Source organism: Paenibacillus oralis, assembly GCF_003863965.1.
In the GTDB taxonomy this organism is placed as follows: Bacteria; Bacillota; Bacilli; order Paenibacillales; family Paenibacillaceae; genus Fontibacillus; species Fontibacillus oralis.
In genome coordinates this window covers 148,715-168,022 of record NZ_RRCN01000001.1, presented here as the reverse complement: position 1 = coordinate 168,022, position 19,308 = coordinate 148,715, and the positions used below count along the sequence as shown (strand labels likewise).

The window sequence follows — 19,308 nt, the reverse complement described above, 5'->3', positions numbered from 1 at the left end:
ATGCTCTTTGGCCGCGCCAAAGGGCATTTTACATTCCGCGGATTTTTTTGCCCGGGACTTATGGTAGAATCAGGGTACTACGGCTTTAGAAAAGCCGGTTTGGGAAAGGAGATGAATGTATGCTGAAAATGTTCCAATACAACTGGCAAGTCAGGGATGAGTGGTTTGCCTGGTGCGAAAATTTGCCGGAGGAGGAGCTGCTGCGAAAGCGGGTTGGCGGCGTCGGAAGTATCCTGGAAACGCTGTTTCATATCGCCGATGTGGAATGGAGCTGGATTCGCGTCATTCAGGGAAAGCCGGATTTTCAGGAGCCGTTTGAGCAGTACGATACTTTGGATAAAGTGAAAGCACTATCGGCTGAGTTTCATAAAGAAGTGGCGGATTTTCTCGGCAACTGGACGGACGATATGGAGGGGCTCCCGGTCACCGATGGAGCCCGCCATTTCACCGCCGGAGAAATTCTCCGGCACACCATCGCCCACGAAATTCACCATATCGGCCAACTGTCCGTGTGGTCCCGCGAGTTGGGACGGGCTCCCGTTTCCGCCAACTTTATCAACCGCGGCATCGTGTAGCTGCTTTTTCTTTCGCAAAAAGGGCATTCTATCCTTATATCCCAATTTTGGCTGCCCCAAGGAGGAACAACGTTTGAGACAAAACATTCAGGTGCCCTTTGGATATGAGCCTCCGGTACCCAGCCGGAAAGGCACGGTCATTTTTTACGACTCTTTTATGCACATCTCGGATGAAGAACTGGATTTTGCGGCCAAGGAGGCGGCCCGCCGGGCGTTTGCCAAGCTTGTGCTGTACCCGCTGCATGAACTCACCGTGAAGCGGATGTCGAACGAGCAGGCCGGCCCGTTTTACCAAAGAGAGGATCGGCTGCATGAGTGGAAGCGGGAGCGAGGTGCTGCGGATGTGGAGGTGCTGGTGGAAGGCTGGGAGGGGAAGCGGAAGAAATATACGCCGGCGGATGCCGCGTTCCGGTATTTGACGGAAAAATATCCGGCCCCTTATTTTTTGTACATGACGCCGGACATGGCGAACCGGTTTGCGGGGTTTTCTTCGTTTGAGGAATGGATCGTCAAGCTGAGATTACTGTTGTCGGATAACCCTGCCGTCCCGCATCCCAAGCTTGAGAAATACAGGCACCGCTGGAATGTCGCGGGTGAAACCGAAGCGGTGCCGGAGCGGCCGGCGGGCCATAATGGAATAAGAGGGGGAAGAGGATGAAAACGATATGCGTATATGCCGGTTCAAGGTTTGGCAAGGATGAACGATATCGTGGCGCGGCCGAGCAGCTTGGGCGCTATTTGGCCGAGCACGGCTTCCGCCTCGTCTATGGGGGCTCCAAGCACGGGCTGATGGGCGCCGTGGCCGATGCCGCGCTTGCCGGCGGCGGCGGAGTCGTCGGAGTGATGCCCACCGGCTTGCTTCACGGGGAAGCGGTCCACCGCGGCTTGACGGAGTTCATTGAAGTCAAGGATATGCACGCCCGCAAAGCGAAAATGAGCGAGCTGGCGGACGGCTTTATCGCGCTGCCGGGCGGCTTCGGCACGCTGGAAGAGCTGTTTGAGGCGCTCTGCTGGCTGCAGATCGGAATTCACCGGAAGCCGATTGGCGTATTGAACGCGGCCGGTTATTTCGATCCGCTGCTCGGGCTGGTGAAATCCTGCATCGATGCGGAGTTTGTCAATGAAGGCCATCTGTCGCTGATTAATATGGCCGATGACCCGGGCGAGCTGATCACCCGGATGAAAAATTTTGTGCCGGCGATCGCCGAAACCAAGTGGAGGCAGGAAAAATGACAGGTTATCGGAGCGTGGTCGTGATTTTATTGCTCGTGCTGATCGTCAGCGGGTGCGGTGGCCGCTCGGGAACGCCGGGCGCAGGCGCCGGGGACGGTGCGAACGGTTCTTCCTCCGCCGGAAGCGGCGGGACGAACGTGCAGCCACCGGCGGACGGTTCGGCTGGGGCGGGGAACGCTCCCGGCGCCGGCGAATCCGAGCCGGCGCCTGCCGATCCCGTCCGCGATCAGCTCGGCAAGCTGAGCACCGACGAAAAAATCGGCCAGCTGGTGCTGGTCGGCATGGACGGCACCGAGATCAATCAAAACGTCCGCGATTTGATCGAAAAGGAGCATGTCGGCGGATTTATTTTTTACAAGGACAATATTCAGGATAAAAAGCAGGCGCTCGCGTTGTTTAACGCGCTCAAGGCGGCGAACCGGGATCAGCCTGTCCCGCTGTTTCTGAGCGTTGATGAAGAGGGCGGGCGCGTCAGCCGGATGCCCGGAGAGTTCGATAGGCTGCCGGCGATGCGCGCAATCGGCGATGTTGGCAGCGAGGAACTGGCCGGACGAATCGGCGGAGTCATCGGCAAGGAGCTGTCCGGCTTCGGTCTGAACCTCGATTTTGCGCCGGTGCTCGACGTCAACAGCAATCCCGACAACCCGGTCATCGGGGACCGCGCGTTTGGCGAGGAGCCGGAAATCGTCAGCAAGATGGGGATTTCCGTTATGAACGGGATCCGGGAGCAAGGTGTCATCCCGGTCGTGAAGCATTTCCCCGGCCACGGCGATACGGCGGTCGATTCTCACCTGGGCCTGCCGGTGGTCGAGCATGACCTGAACCGGCTGCGCAAGCTGGAGCTGGTTCCGTTCGCGCGTGCGATCAAGGAAGGCGCCGACGTCATGATGATCGCCCACCTGCTGCTGCCGAAGCTGGACCCTGACCATCCGGCTTCTTTCTCCGAACCGGTCATTCACGGTTTGCTGCGGGAGGAACTCCAGTTTAAAGGGACGATTATTTCCGACGATATGACGATGGGCGCGATCGTCAAAAACTACGACATCGGCGATGCGGCGGTGCAGTTCCTGCTGGCCGGCGGCAATATCGTGCTCGTTGGACATAACTACGATCAAGAGAAGGCGGTAATTCAAGCGATTCGCGAAGCCGTGGCCTCGGGGAAAATATCCGCCGAAGTGCTGGACGACCGTGTGTACAACGTGCTGAAGCTGAAAGCGAAATACGTGCTGGCCGGGGAGCCGGCTACCGGTCCGGACGTAAAAGCGATCAACCGGGAAATCCGCTCGCTGCTGGAGGAGAATGGGCTTAAATAGCCGCTTGATCCGGGTGATATTGATACCGGGTTAAATCGATCCGGCCGTGCGGCAGTATCTCAACGTCCTCCGCTTCCAGGTTCCAGACCTGCTCCTGGAAAGACTCCTCGTCCTGCAGCGCAATCTGCCCTTGCCCATTGACGACGCGGTGCCAGGGAAGCCCGTGCTTGCGGCTCATGCTGTGCAAAATCCGCACGACCTGGCGAGCGGCCCGCGGGCTTCCGGCGCAAGCGGCGATTTGGCCGTACGTCATCACTTTTCCGGGCGGGATGGCGGCGATAACTTCAATCACTTTAGCGGTAAACGGCTGCATGGTGCATAACTCTCCTTCACATAGTACTTATTGTCCGTATACTTATTAGTTTAACTTAATAAGCTTGAGGTGGTCGTATGAAATCTATTTTATACTCCGAAAGGCTGATCTTGAAAGAGCTGGGCGCGCCGGATGCGGAAGCCGTCCTGGATTATTTGCGCCGGAACAGGGAAGTGCTCGGACCTTGGGAGCGAACCAAGGAGCCCGAGTACTACACGTTGGAATACCAGCGCGAGCTGCTTCATCAGGAGTCGGAGAAAATCGCAAGCGGCGACCTGTGCAAATGGTGGATTTTTCGTCAGGAGGAGCCGGGGCGGATCATCGGTTCAGTGGTCTTAAGCAACATTGTGCGGGGCGCTTTTCAATCCTGTCATCTGGGATACGGGCTAGATGGGAAGGAGCATAGAAAGGGGTACATGACCGAAGCGGTTCGCCGGGTGACGTTGTACGCTTTTGCCGAGTCAGGACTTTATCTGCACCGGATCGAAGCCAACATCATTCCGCGCAACGCGGCTTCCTTGCGGGTCGCCGAGAAATGCGGATTTTACCATGAGGGCTTGGCGTACAAATATCTGTACATCAACGGGGCGTGGGAGGATCATATTCATATGGTGCTCAGAAACGAAGCGATGGAATAGGCGCCTGCCGGTTCAGCCCTCACGGGTAAGCCATGATACGCCGTAACAATTCGAGCGTCATCATCGTTTATTCGTTAAAATATAGAGAGCAGGAGGTGCGTGAATGCGGCAAACTTTTAAAGAGCTGGGATACCCCGTCAAATTGTACTTGTATATCGCGTTATTCGCCGCAAGCGTGATCGGCATGAAATACGTCATCGATACGCAGCTGCCTGGAGGAGGGCGTCCTCCCTACCTGTTCCTGATCTGGAACACGTTTTTGGCTTGGATTCCGCTGGGAATGGCGATTGCGCTTGATTTCATCAGCCTGATTCCGTCCCGGCCGGCAAGATGGGGGCTAATGCTTCCGGCCGGTTTGATTTGGCTGTTTTTTTACCCGAACGCGGCCTATTTAATTACCGACATGTTGCATCCCTTTAACCGGTATCCGATCTCGGAAACCGGGAAATTTTGGCTTGAAATGTCATTTTGGGATCATCTGTTCACCTTGTTTTTTGTCGCGTTGCTTGGTTTGGCGCTCGCTTCCGTTTCCCTCGCTTCGGTTCACGGGCTGGTCCGGAGAGCCTGGGGAAGCGCCGCCGGCTGGGCGTTTGCGATCGCGGTGCTGCTGCTAAGCAGCTTCGGCATTTATCTGGGCCGTTTTATCCGCTGGAACAGCTGGGATTTGCTGAGATCCCCGATGTATGTGGTGCGGGAGACCGCGGCTTACTTCGCTGATCCCGGCAATGTTTCGCATGCGCTGGCGTTCTGCAAGTGGATATTTATCATAACGTTGTTTTGTTATGTCGTATTGTACGGGGCCGGGGCGATGCGAAAGCGGGTTGGTGACCTTTGAGCGGCATCAGACAAAAGCTGCGGGAGCGGTTTCCGGTGCTGGAGAGCGACCGGCTTGTTTTGCGCAAGCTGGAGCTCCGTGACGCGGACGTTTTATACGACTGCATCACCGATCCGGCCGTACGCAAGCATGCGGCGATCCGTTCGGACAAGCTGCAGTTTCCGGAGCGTTTGTTCCGCTATTTCGAAGAGTCTTACCGCAGTTTGCGGGATCTTCATTTTGCGGTGGAATGCAAACGGGAAGGGCGGTTCATCGGGCTGTGTTCCTTACAATACTTAAGCTCGGACGGCCAAAAAGCGCGGATCGGCTACATGCTGTCGCCGGCTTATTGGAATCGGGGGCTGGCAACCGAGGCGGCCCAGGCTGTGCTGGGCTTTGGGTTTGAGACGTTGGGGCTGGCGAAAATCGAGGCCCGCTGCAGCAGCGGCAATCCGGCGTCGGAGCGCGTGCTGCAAAAATGCGGTATGCGCCGCGAAGCGCACATTCCGCCCGCCGCAGGGCGGGAGGGGCAGGAGGAAAAGCTGCTGCTCTATACTTGCGAACGCAATTGGTTCTTTTAACAAAAGGAACGATTTTTGTTACACAATTGAAATATAGCTGTGATCAAACCCTAATAGAAAGAGGGTACACTTATTACATGACCCCCTTTTGAATATATATTTTCTCTTTGGAATCCGGTGCATGCGGCGCGGATTCTCTTTTTTTGACCGGATAAGTTACAGCGGCACGGATATCTTTTGTTTGTTTTTGAAATACACCCATTCGCGGAAGCCGATTGTTTTAAGACGCCGGGCGACATCTTCCCATTCGTCGGCAACGCGCTGAGGGATATGGGCATCCGATCCGAACGTGACATCGACGCCAAAATGCAGCGCGCGTTCGAGAATGGCGTCCGCAGGATACCAGCCGCCGCTCAGCTTGGTTTTTCCCGAGGTGTTGATCTCGATAGCCACCCCGCTTTCCGCGATCGTCTTCAGCGTATCGTCGATCGCCTCCGCGGCGGGAATATCCGAAAACGCCGGATAGTTGCCTTTCATAGCGTCGATATGCCCAAGAATTTGAAACATTCCGCTTCGCGCCGATTGCCGGATCAAATCATAGTAGGCTTCTTTCGTAGCGATTTTTTCCTGCGGACTGAGGCCTTTCCAACGGTTTTTGTTGAAAATGCTCACCTCGCCGACGCTGTGCACCGAGCCGATCACATAATCGAACGGATACTGGTGTAGTGTATTCCGATAAACTTCGGCATGTTCCGGGAAAAAATCGGATTCGATCCCGAGCAGAACGTCGATTTTACCCTCGTATTCCCTTTTCAGCTTCAGCACTTCGTCGACGTAGCCGGCGAACTCTTTTTTGCCCATCGAGATCCGGGGAAACGGTCTGTCCTCCGGACTGCCGAAATACGGGGTATGGTCACTGATGCCGATCACGGACAAGCCGGCGGCGATGCCGGCCTCGATATAATCCCGGATATTGCCGTCGGCATGTCCGCAGCGGAAATGGTGCGTATGAAGGTCGAACTTCATAAATCTGTCGGCTCCTTTCAGTTAGGGACTGCCGGTTATTCGGAACTGATGAAATGCGTTTCCGGCATGCCTTTCAAGTCTCCGAGAAACTGCTGCATCGCCGAATTGACGTACCGGCTGGATTTATAGATGACCCCGACCGGATGAGTAACCTCCAGCTCGGGGATCGGGACGATCTTTAGGGAACCCTGTTTCAGCTCCCGCAAAATCGACTGTTTGGAAATAATCGCCGCCCCCAGATTGATCTCCACCATCCGTTTGACTTCTTCGCTGCTGGACAGCTCCATGACGATATGGGGGTCGATTTCGTGCCTCTTGAACACCTCATCGATGAACCGCCGTCCGACGGTGTCGGGAGACAGCATAATGAGCGGAACCTCCCGGAGCGAATCCAGCGAAGGACTGGGAAGGCTGGCCAGAGGGTGCAGCGGCGAAACGACCAGTTCGAACGTGTCGTAGTAAAGCACCGAAGACAACACCTGCGGGTTGTTTTCAATCAAATAACCGATCCCGATATCGACGAGCCCTTGCTCCACGTTTTGATAAATCAGACTGGACGGCATGGACTGGATGGTCGTTTTGATCAAGGGGAACTGGTCTTGAAAATAGGACAAAATACGCGGCAGGATCTGGATGGCGATCGACGTCGTGGTCCCCAGTACGATATGGCCCTGCGGCGTGTGCTCCATATCGGACAGCTTCTGCTTGAGCTCCTCGACAATATCCAGTATCCGTTCCGCCTGCTCAAGAAATACCTGTCCCCGGTCGGTTAGCGTGACGGGTTGGTTGCGGTCGACCAGCACGGTCCGGAATTCGTCCTCGAGGCTTTTGATCTGCGCGGACACGGCGGGCTGGGTCAGATTCAGCAGTTCTCCGGCTTTGCGGAAGCTTTTGGTTTTGGAAATGGTGATTAATGTTTCCAACTGGCTGATGTTCACCAGGCATACCTCCTTTCCCGTAGGTTTGTTATCCCTGACGAGGCTTCCTTTTGATTTTATTAATTATAGGTGATTTTCCCGAAGTAAATCAATGATCGGCCGCCCTGGGACTTGAAGCATCCTTCATTATTATGTGCTATTCGACGCAAATCTGCGATTTTTAATGACTTATGAATAGGAATAAAGTATAATTAGCAATAACTAAAAGATGGGTCTTTTGTATTGATTAAGTTATTCTCCTAGTGAAAAGGGGCGCATAATTTTGAAAGCAGAAGTGATAAATCCTTTTCTTGAATCAGCGCGTTCGGTCATTGAACAGGTCGTTCAAATTTCTCCTTCAACTGGGAGCATGGGCGTCAAAGATGTGATTCCCGTACAGGATCATATCTGGATTCAGATCGGCATGACCGGCCATTTCAGCGGCATGGTTGTGTTCGGTTTGCAGGAAAACGTCGCCCTCCGGATCGTATCGGCGATGATGGGCGGATTTGTGCTTACGGAGATGGACGAGATGGGGCAAAGCGCGATTTCGGAGCTGGGAAATATGATCAGCGGAAATGCCAGCACATTGTTGTCCAACCAGGGTTTTGCGGTAGATATTACGCCCCCGCAGGTGATCAAGACGGGAACGGCCAGCGGATTCCTGCCGCGCAAAGCGCTCTGCATACCACTGCTGATGGACGGCATCGGCGAACTGGACATTCAGGTGATGATCTCTTAAGATAGGAGCATCCTAGTTTGAAGGGATGAATGACCATGTCTTTGAACCATCGGATCGTTGTCGTAACCGGCGCATCCAGCGGCATCGGCGCGCTGTCGGCGCAAATGCTGTCGGAGCGGGGAGGCGTCGTCGTGCTTGCCGCACGTTCGCTGGATAAGCTGAAACAGGTCGGAGCGGGCATGAAGGGGCCGTATCAGCTGCTTGAAATGGATGTGAGCGACGATGCTTCGACGCGATCGGGATTTGAACGGGTGTTTTCCGAGTACGGGCGGGTGGATGTCCTGGTAAACAATGCCGGGTACGGCAAGTTCGAATTTTTCGACCAAATGCCTTTACCCGAATTTGCGGAAATGATGAACGTAAATTACATAGGAATGGTCCGCTGCGCCCAAGCCGTTTTGCCGTACATGAAGTCGGCGCGTTCCGGCACGATCGTGAACGTCGCTTCGCTGGCGGGCAAAATCGGCACCGCCAAATCGACGGCCTACACCGCCACCAAACACGCCGTGGTCGGCTTTAGCAGCGCGCTGCGCCAGGAGCTCCGGCAGTACGGCATTAAAGTGTCGACAATCAACCCGGGGCCGATCGATACGCCGTTTTTTGACCTTGCCGATCCGAACGGAGAATACGTACGCAACGTCAAATGGTTCATGCTAAAACCGGAGAGAGTAGCTAAAGCGATCGTCTCCGCCGCCGAGAAGGGCCGTACGGAAATCAACCTTCCCTGGATCGCCGGGGTGGGCGCGAAATGGTACCAGATGTTTCCTGGCTTGGCGGATCGGATCAGCTACCGGATGCTGAATAAGAAATAACCATGACCTGCCTGTGAGGGCGGGTTTTTGTGTATATGAAAAGTGTCCGGTCAAGCGGTTATGATTTGCCGAGGCGCGGAAGGCGCGGAAGGCGCGGAAACCGGGGAAGTTGCGGAAACTACTGAAGTTGCGGGAGACGCGGCCATAGCGGTAAAAAAGGGCGTTATTTTTGGCGAGAAAGGCAGCTATAGCAAAATAACGGAACTTTTTACCGCTATTCTTGGCAAAAGGAGAGGAAAAGGTGATTTTCCCCGGCTTCATGTAAAATAGGGCCCAAAATTTCCGCTATTTGGCGAACGACAAGCTGAATTTACAGAATAACGCCATAATTTACCGCTATTTCTCCGAGAATACGGCAAGACGCATAAAAAATATTGAAAAAACAGAAATATTTGGTACAATCAAACTACAGTTCCTTAAACAAATAAACATTTTTAGGAATACTCAATTTTGAACGCGCTTACACCACCTTTGTATTTAAGGAACTGTAATATCCCGTATTGGAGGTGAGTGAAGCACGCCCAAAAATTCAAACGTTTGCACAAGATAGTTTGACGCTTAAATGGAGTTAGGAATCAATATTGATTAAAATTCAAACGTTTGCACAAAGTGGAAATACATCAGGACAAGCCAAAATCGATGCTTGCGAACCAAAAAATTGAAGGAGGACTTGCAATGCATAAGAGAGTTCGGAAAATAACGGCACTGTTTGTAGCCGTCATGTTTTTTGCAACATCTTTTTTTATCCATCCGCTGCCTTCCGCACAAGCTGATTCGGCTACTCCAACAGACATTTCCGACAAGAAGCCAACCTTCAGTTGGGATAACGCCAACGTGTATTTTGTCTTAACGGACCGTTTCAAAGACGGGGACCCAAGCAACAATAATTCGTACGGAAGACCTTCCCGGGATGCGACCGGCAAAAATATCGGAACTTTCCATGGCGGAGATTTGAAAGGGCTTACGCAAAAACTGAACGAAGGCTACTTTACGGACTTGGGCGTCAATGCCATCTGGATTACGGCCCCGTATGAGCAGATTCACGGGTTTGTCGGCGGAGGCAATGGCGGCGATTTTGCCCATTACGGCTATCATGGCTATTACGCCCTCGATTTCACAATGATGGACCGCAACATGGGAACCGTCGAGGATATGCGCGAATTTGTGGATACGGCGCATGCCCAAGGAATCCGTGTCGTGCTTGACGTGGTGATGAACCATCCGGGTTACAACACCCTGAAAGATATGGAAGAGTACGGTTTCGGCAGCAAAACGGTCGGCGCAAACTGGACTCCGGGCAATGGGCAAACCTGGCACAGCGTTCACGATTACATTAACTATAACGACGCTTCCGCCTGGTCAAAATGGTGGAATACCTGGGTACGGGCCGGCATTGCCGGTTACGAGCCTGGAGGTTCAAACGATCTGACGCAACTTGTCGGCAACTTGCCGGACTTCCGCACGAATGTGACGAACAACATCGGGCTGGCTCCGCTCCTGCAAACGAAATGGGCTAAAGAAACGACGGCCTACGAGCGGTGGATCGTTCCCGCGGCGGCTCCTTTAAGAAAAGACCTTGGCGTGGCCCCGGCGGATTACCTCGTCAAGTGGCTGGCGGCCTGGGTTGAAGAGTTCGGGATTGACGGATTCCGGGCCGACACGGCCAAGCATGTGGAACTAAACCGCTGGCAACAACTGAAAAATGAGGCCAGCGCAGCTTTGGACAGATGGAGGCAGAACAATCCGGACAAACCGGGCGCGGAGTGGACCGAAGTTTTCTGGATGACCGGGGAAGTTTGGGGACATGGCGTCGGCAAAAGCGAATATTTTAATTACGGCTTTGATTCGGTTATCAATTTCAGCTTTCAGGGCGCCAATATCAATTCCCCGGAAGGTGTCTATTCGGACTATGCCGCAAAGCTGAACAACGATCCGAACTTTAACGTGCTTAGCTACATCTCTTCGCATGATACCAGCCTGTATGACCGCGGTCGATTGATCCAGGCCGGAACGGCGCTGCTTCTGCTGCCGGGCGGAGTGCAAATCTTCTACGGCGACGAAACCGCCAGACCTTTTGGGGAAACCGGTTCCGACCCGCAGCAGGGAACGCGTTCAGCGATGAATTGGGACAATATCAACCCGAACGTGTTGTCCCATTGGCAGAAGGTCGGCCAGTTCCGGAACAACCATATTGCGGTCGGAGCGGGCCGGCACGCCAAAATCGCGGACAGCCCGTATACGTTCAGCCGGACGTACGCCAAGGACGGCATTGAGGACAAGGTTGTCGTGGCTATGAACGCCTCCGGCTCTACTACAGTCAACGTATCGCCCGTGTTCCCGGACGGAACGCTCGTTCGAGACGCTTACACCGGAAACGAGGCGGTCGTCAGCGGCGGTACAGCGACTTTCACGGCAGGAGCCAACGGACTGATTCTGATCGAACAGATCGGGGAATCCCCGCTGCCGCTGCTGTTCGCCGACCCTGCGGGAGGAAACTTTAAGACGGACACGCTCACGGTTAAGCTGCAAGTGAGGAAGGCGGACAGCGGGAAATACACGCTGGACGGCAACGATCCGCAGCAGGGGATCGCCTTCACCGACGGGACGGAGGTTACAATTGGCGAAAATATGGAGTTCAACGATAAGCTAACATTGAGAATGCATGCCGTAAATGAAGATGGTGTTTCCACACAGCAGTATATCTTTACGAAGAAAGATCCGAATGCCGGGTTGAGCGTTCATTTCAAAAAGCCCGCTGACTGGGGAACGCCTCACCTGTATTTCTATGAAACTTCGCCTAAGGTGGCCGAGCCTACTTGGGCGGAAGCCCCGGTCATGACGAGAGGGACGGGAGACTGGTATTCCTATACGATTGATGGCGTGGATAACGCTACGGTTATATTCAGGGATGACAAAGGGCGACAAAATCCAGGACAGAACCAACCCGGCTTCCCGCTGACCGCAGACGGCTGGTATGATGGGCGGTGGCATGATTCGAATCCCGACGGTCAAGGGGATACGGAAGCGCCGACGGCTCCGACCGGCCTCCGCGCGACTGCGGTAACGGATCGTACGGTAAGCCTCGCCTGGACCGCTGCAACCGATAATGTCGGTGTGGCCGCCTATGATATTTTCCGGGGAACAGAGAAAATCGGAAGCACGGAGGCAACCGTGTATACGGATACGGCCCTCTCTCCTGAAACCGCTTACGTTTATTCTGTCAAGTCGCGCGATGCCGCGGGCAATGTATCCGCGTCAAGTGATCCGTTGGAAGTAACGACCGAGCCGGCGGGAACCGGCGGCAACCAGGTCACTGTATATTACAAGCACGGCTTCAGCACGCCGTACATGCACTACCGTCCGGAAGGCGGCGAATGGACAGCCGTACCTGGCGTACGAATGGAATCGTCCGAAGTAGCGGGCTACAGCAAGCTGACGGTCGATATCGGAACGGCGCAAAGGCTGGAAGCCTGCTTTAGCAATGGCAGCGGTCAATGGGACAGCAACAATCAGCGGAACTACTTCTTCGGGGTAGGCACCTGGACGTATTCCGCGAATGGAAAGATAAACGAGGGTGCGCCCAATCCGAGTGCTGGCAATCAAGTGACCGTTTATTATAAGGAAGGCTTCAGCACGCCGTACATGCACTACCGTCCGGAAGGCGGCGAATGGACAGCCGTACCGGGCGTGCGAATGGAATCGTCCGAAGTAGCGGGCTACAGCAAGCTGACGGTCGATATCGGAACGGCGCAAAGGCTGGAAGCCTGCTTTAGCAATGGCAGCGGTCAATGGGACAGCAACAACGGTAAAAATTACTTTTTTGAGATAGGGACATGGACTTTCAGCAGCTATGGCAATATACGGGAGGGCGCGCCGACCGTCCCTGCGTCTGCCGAGGAAACGGCGGGTTCCGCCGGTTTGGAACCCAATCAAAATCAGACCGGGCTGGAATCACCGCTTCCGGATACTTTACCGGATCCGGAGCCAGCGTCCGAAATCGAGCCGGCGCCGGTTGTTCCCGAGCCGCCTGCTTTTGAAGCGGTGCCGGAAACATTGTCAATCTTACGTGATGCCAAATCCGTAGGCTTGCCTCATTCTGGGGATTCACGGGTAAGCCGTCTGTCCGCCTAGACAAATGGAGATCGAGCGAAAAATGCCCCCTTGTCATGAGCGATCATGGCAAGGGGGGTTTTTGTAGGAGGTGGACTGACTGAATCAACTGCAAAAGTACATCAGATTTGGGGCTGCTCGATAAAAAAGTACCTTTTGCCCGGAAATGAACTGCACTTTTACATTTCGATGGACCGTTTCGGGAGGTTTTGACAAAATTCGCCTGCACTTTTGCATTTCGTGGTTGCTGGCACAGGCACAGACACGGATTTGGCATTATCACGGATTTGGCATTATCACGGATTTGGCCTAACCACTGATTTGGTGTAACCCAGATTTCACACATAGTTCAGATTTCGCATAACCCCGGAGCTCCAGCTTCCTTATATCATAAGAAAAACTGCCGCTTAACGCAGTCTGTCCACCTAAAATGCACCTCGAATGACGCTTTTCTTGAGGTATTTATTTGTTGTGACCAGCGAATATCGCATATAATGAAAATATTAACATTTCTAAGCAATGATCAAGGGTGATTAACGATAAATGAAAAAGGATGAATGGATATGACAAACACGACGTTTGCCGGGCTTGGAATCGGAGAGCTGTTGTCCGCGAAGCTGATGGACTACGGTATTACGGAACCTTCGCCGGTACAGGCGGAATGCATTCCCGCGGCGCTGGAAGGACGCGACGTGCTTGCGCAATCGCAGACGGGAACCGGAAAAACGCTGGCTTATTTGCTGCCGATCCTGCAGTCCATCGATCCGGAAGCCAAAACGCTGCAGGGTTTGATCCTTGCGCCAACGCAGGAGCTTGCCATGCAGATTTTGCGGGAGGCGGAGAAATACGGGGAAGCGCTGGGGATTTTGTCCCAGTCGCTGATCGGCGGAGCCTCCGTCAAAAGACAGCTGGAGCGGCTGAAGCAGCATCCCCAGCTCGTGGTCGGAACCCCGGGGCGGATCCGGGAGATTCTCGCGCTCCGCAAACTGAAGCTGCACACGCTAAAAACCGTCGTCGTAGACGAAGCCGACCAGATGTTCAAGCTCGGGGGCACGGCCGACGTGGAGCATATTTTGCGCGCAACGCTGCGCGACCGGCAGCTGATGTTCTTGTCAGCGACGATTACCCCGGACATCCGGGCCCTGGCGGCTAAAGAGATGAACAACCCGGCGGAAATCGGGATCGAGCCGGAACATCGGACTTCCAAAAGTCTGGAGCATATTTATTTCGTCTGCGAACCGCGCGACAAAATCGATATGGTGCGCCGGATCGTAAGGCATTTCGATCCGGCCCGGACGATCGTGTTCATTAACCACACCGACCAGATCGCCGAGGTGGAAGGCAAAATGAACTATGTCGGCCTTAGCGCCGGCGCTTTATACGGCGATGCGGACAAAGCGGCCCGCAGCCTCACCTTGAAGCGATTCCGCGAAGGCAAAATCCGCCTGCTTGTGGCCAGCGACGTAGCCGCCAGAGGCCTGGACATCGAGGATCTCGCCCTGGTCGTAAATCTCGATCCGCCGGCCGACGCCGAGCATTATGTACACCGCGCCGGACGCACGGGGCGGATGGGCAAGCGCGGCCTGGCCGTCTCGATCGTCTCGCCGCAGGAAGAGTTCATCATGCGCAAGTTTTCGCGCGAGCTGGGCATCGAAATCGAGCCGAAGACGATGTATCAGGGCGAAGTGCTGGGGCTGGAGGAACAGCCGTCAGCCGGGAGGCACCGGCATCCGTCCGGAGGCAAAAAAGCGGGAGTGAGCGCTGCCCGCCGCCACGCGGCGGAAGGGCCTCGCGCGCCTGGCGGCCGCTATCCCGCCGAAGAAGGGCGCCGGGGCAAACCGGCCGGGCTGGAGCTGCCGGACAGTGACGACCGCGGGAGCGCCGGGCGTTCGGCAGCGGGAAAAAACGGCCGAGGCAGTCTGACGGCCCCCGGGCGCAAGGCCGCGACGTCCGCTTGGGACGGCGGGGCGGCTGCCGGAGGAACGCGCAAAGTAAGCCCGGCCGGCCAACGCAAGAAATCGCGTTTGGAAGACCGCAAAAACAAAGGCGCGCCCCGTTGGCTGAAAAATAAACCGCCGCAGGGTTAACGAAGTGGGAGGAGTTCAGAGTGAGTGAAATACCCATACTGCAAGTCGAGGAACTGAGCGGGGGATACAGCCTGGGCCGCCCGGTGATTCATGAGGTGAGCTTTGAGGTTAAACCGGGCGAAATGGTGGGGCTGATCGGCCTGAACGGCGCCGGCAAAAGCACGACGATGAAGCATATTCTCGGGCTGATGGCGCCGCAACGGGGCGGCATTTACGTCACCGGCAAGACGCGGGAAGAGGCGCCTGAAGCGTACCAATCCTCGCTCGCGTTTGTCCCGGAATCCCCGCTGCTGTATGAAGAATTGACCGTGAGAGAGCACCTGGAATTCACCGCCAGGGCTTACGGAGTCGGCCCCGAGGATTACCAAGACAGGGCGGAGCGGCTGCTGAAGCTGTTCCGCATGGAGGAGAAGGCCGACAGCCTGTCGATGCATCTATCCAAAGGCATGAAGCAGAAGGTGATGATTATGTGCGCCTTTGTCGCCCGGCCGCCGTTGTACATCATCGATGAGCCTTTTCTTGGGCTGGATCCGCTCGGAATCCGCTCGCTGCTTGACTTCATGCTGGAGATGAAGGAGAGCGGGTCGTCGATTTTGCTGAGCTCGCACATCCTGTCGACCATCGAGAACTATTGCGATCGTTTTATCGTTCTGCACCGCGGGAGGGTGATCGCGCAAGGAACACTGGCCGAAATCGGGGAACAGGCCCAAATGCCGGGAGCCGCGCTGGAGTCCATTTTTTATGCTTTAGTGAAGGATGGAGAGTAGCCTATGGAACTTCGAGCGCTGCGGAGCCGGCGCAAAGCGGCGTTTTGGGGCAAGGTGCTCCCGTATTTGCCTTATGTGTTTCAAAGCGGCGTCGCCGTGCTGCTGCTCCTGCTGATCATTGCTTTTTCCGCCTGGTATACGGCTTTTTTGCAAAATCTTCCCCCCGGTCTGCCGATTGCCTGGATCATGCTGCTTTTGCTTGGCCCGTTGACGGTGTATTCCGGGTTTCGGACTTATATTCAGCCGGCGGACGTGATATTCCTGCTGCCGCAGGAGACGCGGATGAAGGAATATTTGTCCCCCGCATTTCGCAGCGGCATTATTTATAAGCTGATCGGGTTGTATATCTTGCTGCTGCTCGTTTGGCCGCTTTACATACGGAGTTCCGGAATCGTGCATCCGCTGTGGCTGATGATGCTGGTCCTGCTGCTGCTCAAAGCGTTAAGCGCTTATGGCGCCTGGCAGGAGCTGCGCATTACGACGGCGCGGGCCAGAACGGGGTACCGCCTGCTGCGCTGGTGCTTCATCCTGCTGATGGTCGCGGCGTGGTTGTGGCAGCCTGCCTGGAAAAGCGCGCTGTTTACGCTGCTCGTCAGCCTGAACTATGCGCTCGTGTTGCGTTTTCCGATGAAGCATGCCGTGCCATGGGACAACCTGATCGCGGCGGAAAAATCGAACGAAGCCAAGGTGATGCTGCTGCTCGGCTGGTTCGTGGACGTTCCCGCAGAAGGGCAAAAGGTGATCCGGCGCCGCTGGTTGTCCGGGGTTGGCAACCGCACGCCCTGGACGCCTGCGGCCGCTTACCGCTATCTGCTCATCAAAACCTTCGTCCGCAGCGAGCTGCTGGGCATTTTGATCCGGCTAACGCTGCTCGGCCTCTTGCTCGTCGGCTGGAACCAAATGAACTGGCTAGGGGCGGTTTTGTACCTGCTGTTCGTCTTTTTAACGGGAACCCAGCTGGCATCCCTGCGCCATGCGCATCGCGATTCCCCGGCGGCTTCCTTTTACCCGGTTCCGCCCGGGGCCAGAAAGGCTGCCGCGCTGCGCATCACCTCGCGCCTGCTGTTCGCGCTGGCCGTGCTGCTCTGGCTGCCGATGGTCCTGACTCCCGGCGGAGACGCGGCGCTTACGTTCGGCAGCCTTGCCGCCGGCCTGGCGTTTGCCTGGGCGCTCCGCGGCATTTGGTCCCGCAAATGGCGGGAAGAAGAGCTGGACGAATAAAGTCAACAAGCAAAATGGCCCGCACTCCTGCCAAGCAGGAATACGGGCCATTATTTATGCGAATAAATAACTATTTTGACTGCAGGTCCTGAACGCCTTGGTAGATCAAATCAAACAATTCCTCCAAATTTTCCTCCGCGATGCAGGAGAACGCGATGCGCAGATCGGTTTCGCCGAGCGCGATCGTACCGACGCCGTATTGGTGAATCAAATGCTGGCGCAGCGCCTCGGCCGACACGGTCTTCAGCTTCAGGCACATGAAGTAACCCGAATTAAACGGGTAATATTCCCAAACGTCCCCGTATTTGCCGCTGTCCAGCAGCGCTTTGACTTTGTTGGCGCGGCCTTTCATCGCCTTGAATTTCTCTGCCTTCTGCGCTTCGAACTCCGGCGACTGCAGCGCCTTCAGCACGAATGTCTGCGAAGGATGCGGCCCGCTGGAAATGGTGGCGCGGATGATGCCGAGCGTTTTTTGCTCCAGGGCGGCGAGCAGCGCTTCGTCGTCCGCCGCGAATGTGATGAACCCGACACGGAAGCCCCAGACATATTCCTCTTTCGTTGCCCCGTCGATCTTCACCGGCAAAATCCGCGGATGCAGGCCGGCCAGCTTGCCGAACAGCGATTCCTTCAAGGATTCCTCGAAGAACAAGCCGAAGTAAGCGTCATCGGTGACGACGACGACGTTAATCCCGGCTTCCGCGGCGGCCTGAATCGCGTCCACGATCTCCCCGCCTTCCTTTGCGCCCGGCGTATATCCGGTCGGGTTGTTCGGGAAGTTCAGGATGACAACCGCTTTGCCCTTGTCCTTTTGGGCGAGCAGGGCTTCTTTCAAGCCGGCGCTGTTAAACGTCATCTCATCGGTAAACAAGGGGAAGTTGACGATCCGGGCATGACGGCGGATGCCGAAAGTCAGCTCGTAGTTCTCCCAGTTTTTATCCGGAAAAATAACCGCGTCGCCCTGATCCGCGAACAGGTCGGCGACGATGCTGAGCCCGTGGGTCAGCGCGTTCGTCGCGATCGGATTGCCGAAGCCTTTGCCCGCAAGCGCCGGGTTCTCCCGCAGCATTTTGGCGCGCCAAACTTTGCGCAGCTCCGGTTTGCCCGCCGGCGGCGCGTAAGGGTACAAATCCTGCGGCTTATAGGCGGACAACGTATCCTGGATCGCCGCCAGATGCATCGGCCCTCCGTTTTCCGTAGCGATGCCGATCGTGGCGTTATATTTTTTCGCTTGGGCTGAAGCTTCGGCGGACTGGCTCAAAATGCCTTCCTTCGGAAAATAGATTTCCTTGCCCAGCCCCGACAGCATGTCGTACACGTGGCTGTTCCCCGATTTGATGTTCTCGTTTAACTGCTCCGCAAGTGGGTTCATCACATTCATCCTTCCGATCCGTTTGATAATTTAGGGCAGTACCGTCTTAAACTGCCTAACATTATATCATTTCGATCAGATCGAGTCACGAGCTAAAACCGCCGAACCGGTCTAATTTTCGCGGTGAAACGGACAGTATTTTTCCATATGGCGGATCGTTTCCGCGTCCAGCTCGCCGCCCCGCTGCCGCAGCCCTTCGACCACGGCGTCAAACTTCGCTTCGCTTTGGTTTTGCCCGAACTTGAATTTGGCGGTCATCGTCTCCGGGACGATCCGGCATAGCGCCACCGCCTTGAGCTGCCCCGCATATTTGGGGTCGGCCGGATCGATCGGGTTGTAGCCCCCTTCGGGCTGGAGCTTTTCCATAAACAAAGTGAACGCATCCGCCTTTTCCTGGGCGTCTTCAACCTTTTCCACCCTTCCTCGGACCATTACGCTTTTGAAAAAGGCGGAAGCCGGACAAGCCAGCAGCGGGTCGGTAAAATAGGACGGAATAATCGCATACTCCTTCGCCACGGTGAAGCTGACCCGGGGATCGCGGGCAAGCTGCTTCATTTTTTCCCCGGCCAGACTGCCGTGAAAATAAAAGAAACGTCCGTCGTATACAAAATTCAGCGGAGTCACCCGGCTCCAGCCGTCTTCGCCGACGGTGCCGAGAAAGCCGTAGCTCATCTCCCGCAAAAACTCTTGGATTTCCGCTTCATCCTGCATTGCAAATTCTTTTCTGCGCATATGTGGTTCGCTCCCTGCTCGTTTTGACATTTAGCATACGCCGTAAATTGACATTAAAAAAGAACCAATTTACATTAAAATTATTAGTCCAATTTAAAAGTAAGGGAACTAGTGGACT

General features: G+C 55.3%; 18 protein-coding genes. 13 read left to right on the top strand and 5 right to left on the bottom strand.

The features are described from left to right. Positions 1-119: 119 nt before the first annotated feature. The 4 genes from EHV15_RS00765 (at position 120) to nagZ (ending at position 3,121) form a co-directional block, all read left to right on the top strand. Positions 120-575: a DinB family protein gene (locus EHV15_RS00765; protein ID WP_128629595.1), complete on the top strand. Its 456-nt coding sequence runs from the start codon at positions 120-122 to the stop codon at positions 573-575. A gap of 73 nt (positions 576-648) precedes the next feature. Continuing rightward, on the top strand, positions 649-1,233 hold the full coding sequence (locus tag EHV15_RS00760; RefSeq protein ID WP_128629594.1) for a hypothetical protein: 585 nt from the start codon (positions 649-651) through the stop codon (positions 1,231-1,233). Then, the gene (locus tag EHV15_RS00755) at positions 1,230-1,808 is read left to right on the top strand and encodes an LOG family protein (protein WP_128629593.1); all 579 of its coding nucleotides are present in this window, start codon (positions 1,230-1,232) and stop codon (positions 1,806-1,808) included. The genes EHV15_RS00760 and EHV15_RS00755 overlap by 4 nt, the downstream gene beginning before the upstream one ends. Then, positions 1,805-3,121, top strand: coding sequence for a beta-N-acetylhexosaminidase (gene nagZ, locus EHV15_RS00750; RefSeq protein ID WP_128629592.1), 1,317 nt, complete (start codon positions 1,805-1,807; stop codon positions 3,119-3,121). The genes EHV15_RS00755 and nagZ overlap by 4 nt, the downstream gene beginning before the upstream one ends. Here the strand turns inward: nagZ and EHV15_RS00745 are convergent. After that, positions 3,114-3,434 (bottom strand): MGMT family protein, encoded by a 321-nt coding sequence (locus EHV15_RS00745; RefSeq protein WP_036620274.1) that lies wholly within the window; start codon positions 3,432-3,434, stop codon positions 3,114-3,116. The genes nagZ and EHV15_RS00745 overlap by 8 nt on opposite strands. 77 nt (positions 3,435-3,511) lie before the next feature. On the opposite strand from EHV15_RS00745, the gene EHV15_RS00740 reads away from it, so the two are divergent. From EHV15_RS00740 to EHV15_RS00730, 3 genes are all read left to right on the top strand, one after another. Then, complete coding sequence (locus EHV15_RS00740; RefSeq protein WP_128629591.1) at positions 3,512-4,072, top strand: GNAT family N-acetyltransferase; 561 nt, start codon at positions 3,512-3,514, stop codon at positions 4,070-4,072. 103 nt (positions 4,073-4,175) lie between these two features. Continuing rightward, positions 4,176-4,907 carry a DUF1361 domain-containing protein gene (locus EHV15_RS00735; RefSeq protein ID WP_128629590.1) on the top strand — a complete coding sequence of 244 codons (732 nt, stop codon included), beginning with the start codon at positions 4,176-4,178 and terminating at the stop codon, positions 4,905-4,907. Next, on the top strand, positions 4,904-5,467 hold the full coding sequence (locus tag EHV15_RS00730) for a GNAT family N-acetyltransferase (protein WP_128629589.1): 564 nt from the start codon (positions 4,904-4,906) through the stop codon (positions 5,465-5,467). The genes EHV15_RS00735 and EHV15_RS00730 overlap by 4 nt, the downstream gene beginning before the upstream one ends. A gap of 156 nt (positions 5,468-5,623) precedes the next feature. On the opposite strand, the gene EHV15_RS00725 is transcribed toward EHV15_RS00730, so the two are convergent. Beyond that, positions 5,624-6,433, bottom strand: a complete 810-nt coding sequence (locus tag EHV15_RS00725) for a histidinol-phosphatase (RefSeq protein WP_128629588.1) — start codon at positions 6,431-6,433, stop codon at positions 5,624-5,626. A 35-nt stretch (positions 6,434-6,468) separates the two neighbouring features. Next, positions 6,469-7,371 carry a LysR family transcriptional regulator gene (locus EHV15_RS00720; RefSeq protein ID WP_128629587.1) on the bottom strand — a complete coding sequence of 301 codons (903 nt, stop codon included), beginning with the start codon at positions 7,369-7,371 and terminating at the stop codon, positions 6,469-6,471. Between the two features lie 262 nt (positions 7,372-7,633). On the opposite strand from EHV15_RS00720, the gene EHV15_RS00715 reads away from it, so the two are divergent. The 6 genes from EHV15_RS00715 to EHV15_RS00690 all read left to right on the top strand — a co-directional run bounded on the left by EHV15_RS00715 (position 7,634) and on the right by EHV15_RS00690 (position 17,089). Then, positions 7,634-8,092 (top strand): chemotaxis protein CheX, encoded by a 459-nt coding sequence (locus tag EHV15_RS00715; protein WP_128629586.1) that lies wholly within the window; start codon positions 7,634-7,636, stop codon positions 8,090-8,092. 35 nt (positions 8,093-8,127) lie between these two features. Then, positions 8,128-8,904 carry an SDR family NAD(P)-dependent oxidoreductase gene (locus tag EHV15_RS00710; RefSeq protein WP_128629585.1) on the top strand — a complete coding sequence of 259 codons (777 nt, stop codon included), beginning with the start codon at positions 8,128-8,130 and terminating at the stop codon, positions 8,902-8,904. A 675-nt stretch (positions 8,905-9,579) separates the two neighbouring features. Further along, complete coding sequence (locus EHV15_RS37990) at positions 9,580-13,035, top strand: carbohydrate binding domain-containing protein (RefSeq protein ID WP_128629584.1); 3,456 nt, start codon at positions 9,580-9,582, stop codon at positions 13,033-13,035. Between the two features lie 542 nt (positions 13,036-13,577). Beyond that, positions 13,578-15,101 carry a DEAD/DEAH box helicase gene (locus EHV15_RS00700; RefSeq protein WP_128629583.1) on the top strand — a complete coding sequence of 508 codons (1,524 nt, stop codon included), beginning with the start codon at positions 13,578-13,580 and terminating at the stop codon, positions 15,099-15,101. Positions 15,102-15,121: 20 nt separating this feature from the next. Next, on the top strand, positions 15,122-15,868 hold the full coding sequence (locus EHV15_RS00695; protein WP_128629582.1) for an ABC transporter ATP-binding protein: 747 nt from the start codon (positions 15,122-15,124) through the stop codon (positions 15,866-15,868). A gap of 3 nt (positions 15,869-15,871) precedes the next feature. Further along, positions 15,872-17,089: an ABC transporter permease gene (locus tag EHV15_RS00690; RefSeq protein ID WP_128629581.1), complete on the top strand. Its 1,218-nt coding sequence runs from the start codon at positions 15,872-15,874 to the stop codon at positions 17,087-17,089. 70 nt (positions 17,090-17,159) lie between these two features. On the opposite strand, the gene EHV15_RS00685 is transcribed toward EHV15_RS00690, so the two are convergent. Together EHV15_RS00685 and EHV15_RS00680 are read right to left on the bottom strand one after the other, a co-directional pair. Beyond that, positions 17,160-18,458, bottom strand: a complete 1,299-nt coding sequence (locus tag EHV15_RS00685) for an aminotransferase class I/II-fold pyridoxal phosphate-dependent enzyme (protein ID WP_128629580.1) — start codon at positions 18,456-18,458, stop codon at positions 17,160-17,162. Positions 18,459-18,569: 111 nt separating this feature from the next. Next, entirely contained in the window at positions 18,570-19,190 is a 621-nt protein-coding gene (locus EHV15_RS00680) for a pyridoxamine 5'-phosphate oxidase family protein (RefSeq protein WP_128629579.1), read from the bottom strand. Between the last annotated feature and the right edge of the window lie 118 nt (positions 19,191-19,308).